The following is a 12328-nucleotide window of genomic DNA, read 5'->3' as shown; positions in this document are numbered from 1 at the left end:
ATTTCTACATTAAAAATTGTCACTATTATTATATGTATATTTAAATTCTATCCTTATTTACCTTTTTTAATTCTTATGCCCTATTTTCGATATTATTCATTTTACAAAACAATTTTATATAAGTCAAAATTATAAAAAATAAGAGAAAGCCTAAACCAGGCTTTCTCTTATTATTTTTTTAAACTTATAACAATTCTTCTGAAAGGTTCTTCACCTTCACTATATGTGTTAATATCAGTATATTCTTGTAGTGCTGAATGAATAATTCTTCTTTCATAAGGATTCATAGGTTCTAATTTATATGGCCTTCCAGACTTCTTAACTTTAAAAGCAGTTTTTTGAGCTACCTTTATTAAAGTTTCTTCTCTTTTATGTCTGTAATTTTCTGCATCTAAAACGACCCTTTTATATGGATTATCATGATTCTTATTAACTACTAATGAAACTAAATATTGAAGTGAATCTAATGTCTCACCCCTATACCCTATTACTAAGCCCATTTTAGCTCCACTTAAATTAATCTTAATAAGATCATTCTCCTCTTTAATATCAATATCTGCCTCTATATTCATAGAGTTTAAAACATTAACTAAAAATGTTTTTGCATCATCTAAAGAGTCTGGTTTTGTAGTAACCTTAATTTTAGCAGGTTTTGCACCAATTAAATTAAATAGTCCCTTACTACCCTCATCAATTATTTCAACATCAACTTTATCTTTTGTTAACTTTAACTCATTTAAAGCATGACTTAAAGCTTCCTCAACTGTTTTACCAGTCATTTCAATTACTTTCATACCCTATTCACCACCTAGAAAATATGATAATTATCTCTTTTTAGTTTTTGGTGTAGATTTTTTAGCTTTTTGAATTTTAGCTTTCTCTGCCTTTTCTTCTTCAATTTTTTTCTTCTTAACTGCTGGTAAATAATTTAAGAAATATGTTTGTATTAATTGAATTACTCCACCAGTTATCCAATAAATTATTAATATTGGTTGGAATTGAAGTGCCATGAATCCCATCATACCTGACATAACTATGTTCATAGTACTCATATTCATTCCGCCTTCTTGTTGTGGCATTGATTTGCTTAATAATAATGATGGTATATAAGTGCTTAATGCAGCTAATATTGCTAATATTATAGAAACAAAGCTAATTCCACTTGGAAGAGCAAAAATATCTGGAATAAATAAGAATGATGTATCTGCCCCAGGTGTTGCTGTTATATTTCTAAACACTCCATATAAAGCAACCAATATTGGTAAAGGTAATAATGCTGGTAGACATCCACCAAACATACTAACATTATTTTCCTTCATTAATTTAGAAGTCTCTAATTGTAATTTTTGTGGATCATTTGCATACTTTGCTTGAAGTTTTTTCATTTCTGGTTGAATTTCTTGCATTTTTGCATTTGATTTCGTTGATTTAATATTAAGAGGTAAGATTAATAATCTAATTATTGCAGTAAATAATATTATTGCTAATACATATGAAACCCCTTCTGCATGTTCTGGTACCCCTAATGCTATAATTAAATTATGTAAAGCATCGAACATCTTCGTCATTACATTTACTATCGCATTCCACATTCTAATAGCCTCCTTATTTCACCGGATCATATCCCCCGTTTTTATTAAAAGGATTACACCTTAAAATCCTTTTTATAGATAAAAATCCTCCTTTTAAAGCACCGTATTTAGTAATAGCTTCAACTGCATACTGAGAACATGTAGGAACAAATATACATCTTCTTGGTCGCATAGGAGAATAATACTTTTGATATAATTTTATAATTGATAAAATCAATTTTTTCATTGCAAATATATTCCTGCCTTTTTAAATAAGTTTATCATAGCAGCTTCTACATCGCTATATTTTTTTTCATTTATAGCACTTCTTGCTACAAAAACAAAATCATATCCAGTTTTAACATCTTTTATATTTAATCTATAACTTTCATATATAAGTCTTTTGCTTCTACTTCTAACTACGCTATTTCCAACCTTCTTACTTACTGAAATCCCTACCTTATTATATTGTAGGTTTTCTTCATTTATATTCTTCTTATTATTGAAAACATATAAAACTAATAGCTTGTTAGCATAAGACTTTCCTCTTCTGTAAACAAGTCTAAATTCTGTATTTTTTCTTAATTTATATATCATAAGTTTTAATAAACTCTCCTTAAAATTCCTGCATTTGCAGAAAAAAGGCCACAAAGTGCGGCCCTTATGCTGTTAATTTTTTTCTACCTTTTTGTCTTCTTCTCTTAAGAACAGTTCTTCCTGAAGCAGTGCTCATTCTTTTTCTGAAACCATGTTCTTTTTTTCTTTGTCTCTTTTTTGGTTGGTATGTCATGAACATTCGAAATACACCCCCTTTGAGTGATTTATTTTATAGTAAAAACTATATTTCTCGAATTAAAGTTACTTTATTATTATATATATTTACCTTTTTACTGTCAATATGAATTAAATTCCGTAAAACTGTTGATAAAGTTATTCACAGTTTAAAATTTGTGGATAACTTATTGATAACTTATATTGATTTATGATATTATTAAGTATAAGTGTGAATAAATATGTGAATAACTTAACTTATCCACAATTGTGGATTAATCTGTGCATAACTTGTTCAATTTTTTTATGTCTTTTTAGTTTTTTTGCATATTATCGTCATAAATAGGACGTTTATTAGTTGTTAATAATATCTATATTTATAATATTCAAAACTGTGGATAAATATATAAATATTATATTATCTACATAAAATGTTAATATGTTATTAACTTTTTCAACTTTGTCAACATAATCATTTTTCTGTTAATAATTCTGTTGATATCTTGTTTATAATTTTTTTAAAATTTCTTTTTTTGGAGGATACTTATAATGGAGACTGAGCTTAAAGAATTATGGGAAAAAACCCTAAATATAATAAAAGGCGAGTTAACTGAGGTTAGTTTTAATACTTGGATTAAAAGTTGCGAGCCACTATGCATATCAGCCAACACAATAAAAATCAGTGTCCCTAATTCCTTCACTCAAGATATACTGGAAAAAAGATATAAGGATTTAGTTATAAATTCAATAGAAGCCGCTTGCTCTAAAACTTATGATTTAGAGTTTTTAATTGCTTCTGAAATACAGGAAGCTGAAGAAAAAAAAGAAAAGGAAACTGCTAAGGATAGTATAGCTGTTACAGTTAATGACGAAATGTCTAGCACATTAAATCCAAAGTATACTTTTGATTCTTTTGTAATAGGTAATAGTAATAGATTTGCACATGCTGCCTCTCTTGCTGTTGCTGAATCTCCAGCTAAGGCTTATAATCCTCTTTTTATCTATGGAGGCGTAGGATTAGGTAAAACACACTTAATGCATGCAATTGGACATTATATACTTCAAAATAATCCAAATGCAAAAGTAGTGTATGTTTCGTCAGAAAAATTTACAAACGAATTAATAAATGCTATTAAAGATGATAAGAATGAAGAGTTTAGAACTAAATATAGAAGCGTGGATGTTCTGTTAATAGATGATATTCAATTCATTGCAGGAAAAGAAAGAACTCAAGAGGAATTTTTCCATACCTTTAATACGTTACATGAAGCTAACAAGCAAATAATTCTATCATCAGATAGGCCACCTAAGGAAATACCAACTTTAGAAGATAGATTACGTTCAAGATTTGAATGGGGTCTTATTGCTGATATTCAAGCCCCTGATTTCGAAACAAGAATGGCCATTTTAAAGAAGAAAGCTGATGTAGAAAATTTAAATGTACCTAACGAAGTAATGGTCTATATAGCAACAAAAATTAAATCTAATATTAGAGAACTTGAAGGTGCATTAATTAGAATAGTTGCTTACTCATCATTAACAAACAGAGAAATAACTGTAGATTTAGCTACAGAAGCTTTAAAGGACATAATTTCAAATAAACAAAATAAAAGCATTACTATTGATCTAATCCAAGATGTAGTAGCTGCTTATTTTAATTTAAGAGTTGAAGACCTAAAATCACAGAGAAGAACTAGAAATGTAGCATATCCAAGACAGATAGCTATGTATTTAAGCAGAAAGCTTACAGACATGTCACTACCTAAAATTGGCGAGGAATTTGGAGGGCGTGATCATACAACTGTTATACATGCTTATGAAAAAATATCAGAAACTCTAAATAATGACGAAAGCTTAGAACACACAATAAATGATATAACAAAAAAGCTAACACAAAAATAATCAACAATTGTACATAATAACTAGTGAATACTTTGTGGATAAGTCATTTTTTAGTCTTTCAATGTGGATACTGTGGATAAGACTATCAATTTGTTACCGACTTATCCACAGTATTTTTTACATAAAATTTATTGAAATATAAGGGCTGAGGGCACTTATCCACAAATCCACAGCCCTTACTACTACTATTATTATATTTATTTATTATATTTATCTTATTATATTACACAGCTAAATGTTGATAACTGTGTATAACTTAGGAGGTAAGATTATGAACATAATATGCTCAAAACAAAAATTACAAGAGGGCATTTCTATAGTAACTAAAGCTATTACAGGAAAAACAACAATGCCTGTACTAGAAGGTATATATATACAAGCAAATAAAGAAGGCTTAACTCTTATTGGTTCAGATATGGATGTAAGTATAGAAACAAAAGTTGAAGCTGATGTTATCAAGGAAGGTAGTATTGTTATTGACTCAAAGATTTTTTCAGAAATTATTAGAAAACTACCAAATTCAGATGTTAAAATAGAAATATCAGAAAATGATTTAATACAAATTACATGTGAAAAGTCAGTATTTAACTTAGTATTTATGAATCCTAGTGATTATCCTTCTTTACCAAGCATAAATGAAGATCTAAGTGTTGAGGTTCCTCAAAACTTATTAAAAAATATGATAAAAGGTACATCTTTTGCTATAGCTCAAGATGAAGCTAGACCAATATTACAAGGTATACTTTTTGAAGTAAAAAATAGGGAATTAAATTTAGTTGCCTTAGATGGGTATAGATTAGCTGTTAGAAGTGAATTATTAGATGTAGATGATAATATTGAAGTTGTTATACCAGGAAAAACTTTAAATGAAGTTTCGAAAATATTAGAAGATAATGATGACATTGTAAAGATTACATTCACAAATAATCATATTTTATTTAATGTTAATAATACAAAAATTATTTCAAGATTATTAGATGGTAAATTTGTTAATTATGTTTCTCTTTTACCACAAGAATATAAATTATTAGTTAACGTTAAAAAACAAGATCTTCAACAAGGAATTGAAAGAGCATCATTAATGGCTAAGGATGGAAATAGCAATTTAATAAGATTAGATGTTCAAGAAGATACTTTAGTTATAACTTCTAATTCTCAATTGGGAAAGGTTAGGGAAGAAGTTAACATAAATCTGCAAGGTGATGGAGTGCAAATTGCATTCAATTCAAGGTATTTACTAGATGTTCTTAAGAATATGGAAGAAGAAGATGTAGTTGTAGAAATGACATCAAGTGTTAGTCCATGTGTAATAAGAGGGAAAAATAGCAATAATGCTAAATATTTAGTTTTACCTGTTAGACTAGTTAGATAGGAGGAATCTTGTATAATAATTGAATAAATATACAAGAAGTATAATATGAATCAAATAGAAATAAGTACAGAATTTATAAAATTAGATTCGTTTTTAAAATTTTCTGGAGCTGCTTCACTAGGATCAGAAGCTAAAATGTATATTTTAGATGAACTTGTAAAAGTCAATGGTGAAATTTGCGTGCAAAGAGGGAAAAAATTATATAAAGGTGACATAGTTGAATTTAATGGGGAAAGTTATGAAGTAGTGTAACAACTATTTTTTTCCAGAGTGCTTATCCTTATTAAATTTAATATGTTATAATTAAAGGTGTTTAAGATGTTTATTAAAAGATTGCAAATGCTGAATTATAGAAATTATAATGTATTGGATATAAGTTTAGGTCCACATGTTAATGTTTTTATGGGTGATAATGCTCAAGGAAAAACTAATATATTAGAGGGCATATACTATTGTGCTTTTGCAAGATCTCATAGAACGTCAAAAGATAGGGAACTTATCAATTGGAATTCTGATAACGCATTATTAAGTGTTACAGTTGGTAGAGAGAGATTAGACAAGAGAATAGATATAAGCATTCTTAAGGACGGAAAAAAAGCAATACAAATAAATAAGATTAAAATAAAAAAGATAGGAGAACTATTTGGAAATTTTAATGTTGTAATGTTTTCTCCGGAAGATTTAAAAATAATTAAGGATTCTCCCGGTGTAAGAAGAAAATTTATCGATATGGAGTTATGCCAATTAAATCCTAAATACTATTATAATCTTGTTCAGTATAATAAAGTTTTGAATGAAAGAAATAGTATATTAAGAAATCGAAATATAAATAAAGATATTTTAGATGTCTACGATATGCAATTGGTTGAATTTGGATATAATATAATAATGGATAGATTAGAGTATATTGAAAAATTAAATAAATATTCTACTAAGATTCATTCAGATATAACTTCTGGAAAAGAAAGAATTGAATTTAAATATGTTAGTACTATTAAAGATTTAGAAAACATAAGAGAAAGTTTCTATTCACTTCTAGAAAAAAATAGAGTGAGGGATTGTGAGCGAGGGATTACTTCAGTAGGTCCACATAGAGATGATTTTACTGTTTTAATAAATGATATTGATACTAAAAGTTATGGATCTCAAGGACAACAAAGAACTGCAGTTTTAACTATTAAATTTTCATCATTGAAAATAATAAAGGAACTTACAGGGGAACATCCAGTATTACTTTTAGATGATGTATTATCAGAATTAGATTTTAGTAGAAAAAGATATATTTTAAGCACAATCGGAGATATACAAACTATTATTACATGTACTGGAATAGAAGATTTGTATGAATATTTAGATGATAAATCTAAAGTTTTTAAAGTTAGGGATGGAGAAATCCTAAACTAAAGGAGGAGATCTTATGTTTTTACATTTAGGAGAAAACGTAGTAGTACCAATAAAGGATGTAATTGGTATTTTTGATTTACAGACATCAATGTATAGTTCAGATACAATATCATTTTTAAGAATGGCTGAAGAAGACGGATTTGTTGAAAAGATTTCTAAGGAAAGTCCTAAATCATTTGTTATAGCAGAAGTTAATAAAATGAGTAAGGTGTATTTATCACCTATTTCATCATCTACTTTAACTAAGAGAACAAATATTGATTATAATCCTTAAGTCCAATATTTAGCCTTCATAGTTAAGACAATAAAAATATAAGGAGGAGTTTATGTTGGAAGAGAATAAGCAAAGTTATGATGAAAGTCAGATTCAGGTTTTAGAGGGTTTAGAAGCAGTTAGAAAAAGACCTGGAATGTACATAGGAAGCACGAGTTCTAGAGGGCTTCATCATTTAGTATATGAAATAGTAGATAATAGTATTGATGAAGCTTTAGCTGGATTTTGTAAAAACATAGAAGTTACGATAAATGAGGATAATTCAATTACTGTAGTTGACGATGGTAGAGGTATGCCTGTTGGTATACATCCTAAAATGGGAAAAGCAACGGTAGAGGTAATAATGACTGTATTACATGCTGGTGGTAAATTTGGAGGCGGAGGATACAAAGTATCTGGTGGTCTTCATGGTGTTGGTGCATCAGTTGTTAATGCATTATCTGAATATTGTGAGGTTACAGTAAAAAGAGAAGGGTTCATATGGCAACAAAAATATTCAAGAGGAAATGTTCTTTGTGATTTAACTAAGATTGGTGAATCTGATGAGCATGGAACTAAAGTATTATTTAAGCCTGACCATGAAATATTTGAAGATACTGTATATGATTTTGAAGTATTAGCAAGTAGATTAAGAGAATTAGCATTCCTTAATAAGGGAATAGCTATAACGTTAACTGATAATAGAGAAGAGGAACCAAAAGTTGAGAAATATCATTATGAAGGTGGTATAAAAGAGTTCGTTTCTTACTTAAATAGAAATAAAGAAGTATTACATGAATCTCCTATTTATGTTGAAGGAGAAAAAGATGGAATAATTGCAGAAATTGCACTTCAGTATAACGATGGATATAACGAGAACTTATATTCGTTTGCAAATAACATAGATACTATTGAAGGAGGAACTCACTTAGCTGGATTTAAAAGTGCCTTAACTAGAGCAATAAATGATTACGCTAAGAGATTTGGGCACATAAAAGATAATGATAAAAACCTTTCAGGTGATGATGCAAGAGAAGGTCTTACAGCTGTTGTATCAGTTAAGATTTCAGAGCCTCAGTTTGAAGGACAAACAAAAACTAAGCTTGGAAATTCTGAAGTAAGAGGTGTTGTAGATTCAATAGTGGCTGAGGGTGTAAGTATTTTCTTAGAAGAGAATCCGGCAGTTGGTAAAATTATAATAGATAAAGCTTTAATGGCAGCAAGAGCTAGAGATGCAGCTAGAAAAGCAAGAGAGCTTACAAGAAAATCGGTTCTTGAGAGATCTACACTTCCAGGAAAGCTTGCAGATTGTTCATCTAAAGATCCTATGGAATGTGAAATCTATATTGTCGAAGGGGATTCAGCAGGAGGATCAGCAAAGCAAGGAAGAAATAGAAAATTCCAAGCTATATTACCTTTAAGAGGTAAGATTCTTAACGTTGAAAAGCAAAGATTAGATAGAATACTTAACTCAGATACAATAAGAGCAATGATTACTGCATTTGGTGCAGGAATTGGAAAAGATTTTGATGAAGAAAAGTTAAGATATAATAGAATAATAATTATGACCGATGCCGATGTTGATGGAGCGCATATAAGAACATTATTATTAACATTCTTCTATAGATATATGAGACCATTAATAGATGGAGGACACGTATATATAGCTCAACCACCATTATATAAAGTTAGTAAGGGAAAAAGGGAAGAGTATGCATATTCCGATGAAGAGCTAGATAAAATTTTAGAAGAATTTGGCGGAAAGGATAATTCTATAAATATCCAAAGATATAAGGGTCTTGGAGAAATGAATGCAAATCAATTATGGGATACAACGATGGACCCAGAACACAGAATTCTTTTAAAGGCAACAGTAGAAGATGCTATTGCAGCAGATGAAATATTCACTATATTAATGGGTGATAAGGTTGAACCAAGAAGAGAATTTATTCAAAAGAATGCTAAAAAAGTAAGCAATTTAGATATATAGTACTAAAGTATTTAGTATTAGTTGAGGTGAGTACATGAACTTAAATGAAGGAAAATTTATACATGTAGATATAAATAAAGAAATGAAAAAGTGCTACATCGATTACGCTATGAGCGTAATCGTTGGGCGTGCTCTTCCTGATGTAAGAGATGGTCTTAAACCAGTTCATAGAAGAATTCTTTATGCAATGCAAGAATTAGGTCTAGAACCAAACAAGGGATATAGAAAATGTGCAAGAATAGTTGGAGAAGTTTTAGGTAAGTATCATCCACATGGAGATTCATCAGTATATGATGCATTAGTAAGAATGGCACAAGATTTTTCTATGAGATATATGCTTGTAGATGGGCATGGTAACTTTGGTTCTGTAGATGGTGATAGTGCAGCGGCAATGAGATATACAGAAGCAAAGATGAATAAAATTGCGGTAGAAATGCTTAGAGATATAAATAAAAATACTGTAGATTTTATGCCAAACTTTGATGGTGAAGAACAAGAACCGGTTGTATTACCTTCAAGATATCCGAATCTTTTAGTTAATGGATCATCAGGTATAGCAGTTGGAATGGCTACGAATATACCTCCTCATAATTTAGGTGAAGTTATAGATGGAACTATAATGTTAATAGATAATCCAGAAGCTACTGGGTTAGAGCTTATGACATGTATTAAGGGACCGGATTTCCCTACTGGTGGAATTATAATGGGTAAATCAGGAATAAGAGCTGCTTATGAAACAGGAAAAGGTAAAGTTGTAGTAAGATCTAAAACTGAAATAGAAGAGGAAAATGGAAGACACAAAATAGTAGTTACAGAGATTCCATACCAAGTAAATAAAGCTAAGCTTATTGAAAGTATTGCAGACTTAGTTAAAGATAAGAAAATTGTTGGAATATCAGATTTAAGAGATGAATCAGATAGAGAAGGTATGAGAATAGTAATAGAATTAAAGAAGGATGCAAATCCTAATGTTGTATTAAATCTATTATTTAAACATACAAAGATGCAAGATACTTTTGGTATTATAATGTTAGCTTTAGTTGATAATCAGCCTGAAGTCTTAAGTTTAAAACAAATTTTAAGTAACTATATTAATTTCCAAAAAGAAGTTGTTACTAGAAGAACAATATTTGAACTTGAAAAAGCACAAGCTAGAGCTCATATTCTTGAGGGATTAAGAATAGCCTTAGATAATATCGATGAAGTAATTAGTATCATTAGAGGATCAAAAACTAGTGAAATAGCTAAAAATACTTTAAGCGAAAGATTTGGATTATCAGAAAAGCAAGCAGTTGCTATTTTAGAAATGAGATTAAGAAGATTAACTGGCTTAGAGAGAGATAAAATTGAAGAAGAGTATGCAGAGTTAATGAAACTTATTGATTACTTAAATTCAATTCTTGCAAGTGAGGAATTGCTACTAAGTGTAATTAAAGATGAGTTACTTGAAATAAAATCTAGATATAACGATGAAAGAAGAACTCAAATAGAAAAAGTTGTAAATGATATTGATATTGAAGATTTAATTCAAGAAGAAGAAACAGTTATAACTTTAACTCATACAGGATATATAAAGAGGATATCAGCTGATACATATTCTGCTCAAAGAAGAGGGGGAAGAGGAATACAAGCAATGTCTACAAAGGAAGATGATTTTGTAGAACATGTATTAGTAACTTCAACTCATTCTGATGTATTATTCTTTACTAATAGAGGTAGAGTATATAAGAAGAGAGCATATGAAATACCTGATGCGGGAAGAACAGCTAAGGGTACTAATATAATAAATCTTATTCAAATAGAACAAGATGAAAGAATAGAAACTGTATTAACTGTTAGAGATAATATTGTAGATGGATACTTATTCATGGCAACTAAACAAGGTTTAGTTAAGAAAACTCCATTATCAGAATTCAAGAACTTAAGAAAGAGTGGACTTATTGCTATTAACTTAAGAGAAGGTGATGAGCTTATTAAAGTTAAGGTAACAAGAGGAGATGCTGATATAATAATAGTTTCTCAAGATGGTAATGCAATTAAGTTTAATGAACAAGATGTAAGACCTATGGGAAGAACTGCATCTGGAGTTAAGTCTATGAACTTAAGAGATGAAGATGTTGCTGTTTGTATGGATATAGCAACGGATAATGAGGATTTATTAGTTATAAGTGAAAATGGATTTGGTAAGAGAACACCATTGACTGAATATAAGAGACAAAATAGAGGTGGAGTAGGTCTTATTACTTATAAGATAAGTGAAAAGACTGGTAAAGTTGTAGGAGCTACTGTTTGTAGTCCAGAAAATGAGTTAATGCTTATAAATAGTAGTGGCATAGCTATAAGAATAAATGTTTCCGATATTTCAGTAACTAGTAGGTCTGCAATGGGAGTTAGATTAATGAGAACTTCAGAAGAGGAAAAGGTAGTAGCTATTGCTAAGATAACTGGTAATAGCGATGATGAAAATGAAGAGCAATTGACATTAGAAGCTTGTGCAGATAATGAAATTGATTCAGAAGATAAAGATACTAGCTTAGAGAGATTAGTTGAGGAAGCTGAAAGAGAAAGTACAGAAGAATAAAATAAGTATTTTTATTTAGAGTAGTGATATTATGTGGCAAATCATAAATACTATAATTAGTATTTATAGATTTGCCACTTTTTATATGAAAGTTATAGTAAAAATATAAGCAAAGTATCAAAACTATAGTACTCTAACCCTAGTGTATCAATAATAGAAAAATGGAGAAAGAATAAGAAAAATGCATGAATAATAATAATAAATTGATATAAACATAAAATAAAGTTGAAATAAATAGTATCTTCATGATAAGATAAAACACGTCGCTGATGACTAACAGAAAACAAAAAAAGTGTTTGACTTGTTAGAATTTAAGTGATAAGATAAATTACGTTGCTTGAGCAACAAGGTCAAAAAACTTTTTAAAAAAAGTTGTTGACAGTAGCGAAGAGTAATGATAAGATAAAGAAGTCGCTTCGGTGCGACAGAGTAAATGGTCTTTGAAAATTGAACAGAATATAGTTAAAGTAAACCAGCAATTCTT

General features: G+C 29.3%; 12 protein-coding genes. 7 read left to right on the top strand and 5 right to left on the bottom strand.

Annotation, left to right across the window (positions count from 1 at the left end; translation table 11 throughout):
• Positions 1-170: 170 nt before the first annotated feature.
• The 5 genes from jag to rpmH all read right to left on the bottom strand — a co-directional run bounded on the left by jag (position 171) and on the right by rpmH (position 2367).
• The gene (jag, locus tag Q0G30_RS08930) at positions 171-794 is read right to left on the bottom strand and encodes an RNA-binding cell elongation regulator Jag/EloR (RefSeq protein ID WP_294389033.1); all 624 of its coding nucleotides are present in this window, start codon (positions 792-794) and stop codon (positions 171-173) included.
• Between the two features lie 30 nt (positions 795-824).
• Complete coding sequence (yidC, locus tag Q0G30_RS08925; RefSeq protein ID WP_294389031.1) at positions 825-1592, bottom strand: membrane protein insertase YidC; 768 nt, start codon at positions 1590-1592, stop codon at positions 825-827.
• A 13-nt stretch (positions 1593-1605) separates the two neighbouring features.
• Positions 1606-1818 carry a membrane protein insertion efficiency factor YidD gene (gene yidD, locus Q0G30_RS08920; protein WP_294131975.1) on the bottom strand — a complete coding sequence of 71 codons (213 nt, stop codon included), beginning with the start codon at positions 1816-1818 and terminating at the stop codon, positions 1606-1608.
• Positions 1815-2168: a ribonuclease P protein component gene (gene rnpA, locus Q0G30_RS08915; protein ID WP_294131977.1), complete on the bottom strand. Its 354-nt coding sequence runs from the start codon at positions 2166-2168 to the stop codon at positions 1815-1817. Before rnpA ends, yidD begins: the two co-directional genes overlap by 4 nt.
• Positions 2169-2232: 64 nt before the next feature.
• Positions 2233-2367, bottom strand: coding sequence for a 50S ribosomal protein L34 (gene rpmH, locus Q0G30_RS08910; protein WP_032116814.1), 135 nt, complete (start codon positions 2365-2367; stop codon positions 2233-2235).
• A gap of 524 nt (positions 2368-2891) precedes the next feature.
• Between rpmH and dnaA the strand changes: the two genes are divergently transcribed.
• The 7 genes from dnaA to gyrA all read left to right on the top strand — a co-directional run bounded on the left by dnaA (position 2892) and on the right by gyrA (position 11844).
• Positions 2892-4244, top strand: coding sequence for a chromosomal replication initiator protein DnaA (gene dnaA / locus Q0G30_RS08905; RefSeq protein ID WP_294389029.1), 1353 nt, complete (start codon positions 2892-2894; stop codon positions 4242-4244).
• Positions 4245-4515: 271 nt separating this feature from the next.
• Complete coding sequence (dnaN, locus tag Q0G30_RS08900) at positions 4516-5616, top strand: DNA polymerase III subunit beta (RefSeq protein ID WP_294389027.1); 1101 nt, start codon at positions 4516-4518, stop codon at positions 5614-5616.
• A gap of 45 nt (positions 5617-5661) precedes the next feature.
• Positions 5662-5868 carry an RNA-binding S4 domain-containing protein gene (locus Q0G30_RS08895; RefSeq protein ID WP_294389025.1) on the top strand — a complete coding sequence of 69 codons (207 nt, stop codon included), beginning with the start codon at positions 5662-5664 and terminating at the stop codon, positions 5866-5868.
• A gap of 66 nt (positions 5869-5934) precedes the next feature.
• On the top strand, positions 5935-7020 hold the full coding sequence (gene recF, locus Q0G30_RS08890; protein ID WP_294389023.1) for a DNA replication/repair protein RecF: 1086 nt from the start codon (positions 5935-5937) through the stop codon (positions 7018-7020).
• A gap of 13 nt (positions 7021-7033) precedes the next feature.
• Positions 7034-7294, top strand: coding sequence for an extracellular matrix regulator RemB (remB, locus tag Q0G30_RS08885; protein ID WP_133015125.1), 261 nt, complete (start codon positions 7034-7036; stop codon positions 7292-7294).
• Positions 7295-7346: 52 nt separating this feature from the next.
• The gene (gene gyrB / locus Q0G30_RS08880) at positions 7347-9263 is read left to right on the top strand and encodes a DNA topoisomerase (ATP-hydrolyzing) subunit B (protein WP_294389021.1); all 1917 of its coding nucleotides are present in this window, start codon (positions 7347-7349) and stop codon (positions 9261-9263) included.
• 34 nt (positions 9264-9297) lie between these two features.
• On the top strand, positions 9298-11844 hold the full coding sequence (gene gyrA / locus Q0G30_RS08875) for a DNA gyrase subunit A (RefSeq protein ID WP_294389020.1): 2547 nt from the start codon (positions 9298-9300) through the stop codon (positions 11842-11844).
• The last annotated feature ends 484 nt before the right edge of the window (positions 11845-12328 follow it).

Origin of the sequence: uncultured Clostridium sp. (assembly GCF_934754925.1) — a bacterium.
Classification (GTDB): Bacteria; Bacillota; Clostridia; order Clostridiales; family Clostridiaceae; genus Clostridium.
Note: the sequence above shows the minus strand (reverse complement) of the source record. Positions and strands in the feature narration are given on the sequence as shown.

Bases quoted from the DNA above. Each gene is read 5' to 3' on its own strand.
- jag (WP_294389033.1), bottom strand. From the start codon at position 794: ATGAAAGTAATTGAAATGACTGGTAAAACAGTTGAGGAAGCTTTAAGT.
- yidC (WP_294389031.1), bottom strand. From the start codon at position 1,592: ATGTGGAATGCGATAGTAAATGTAATGACGAAGATGTTCGATGCTTTA.
- yidD (WP_294131975.1), bottom strand. From the start codon at position 1,818: ATGAAAAAATTGATTTTATCAATTATAAAATTATATCAAAAGTATTAT.
- rnpA (WP_294131977.1), bottom strand. From the start codon at position 2,168: ATGATATATAAATTAAGAAAAAATACAGAATTTAGACTTGTTTACAGA.
- rpmH (WP_032116814.1), bottom strand. From the start codon at position 2,367: ATGTTCATGACATACCAACCAAAAAAGAGACAAAGAAAAAAAGAACAT.
- dnaA (WP_294389029.1), top strand. From the start codon at position 2,892: ATGGAGACTGAGCTTAAAGAATTATGGGAAAAAACCCTAAATATAATA.
- dnaN (WP_294389027.1), top strand. From the start codon at position 4,516: ATGAACATAATATGCTCAAAACAAAAATTACAAGAGGGCATTTCTATA.
- Q0G30_RS08895 (WP_294389025.1), top strand. From the start codon at position 5,662: ATGAATCAAATAGAAATAAGTACAGAATTTATAAAATTAGATTCGTTT.
- recF (WP_294389023.1), top strand. From the start codon at position 5,935: ATGTTTATTAAAAGATTGCAAATGCTGAATTATAGAAATTATAATGTA.
- remB (WP_133015125.1), top strand. From the start codon at position 7,034: ATGTTTTTACATTTAGGAGAAAACGTAGTAGTACCAATAAAGGATGTA.
- gyrB (WP_294389021.1), top strand. From the start codon at position 7,347: ATGTTGGAAGAGAATAAGCAAAGTTATGATGAAAGTCAGATTCAGGTT.
- gyrA (WP_294389020.1), top strand. From the start codon at position 9,298: ATGAACTTAAATGAAGGAAAATTTATACATGTAGATATAAATAAAGAA.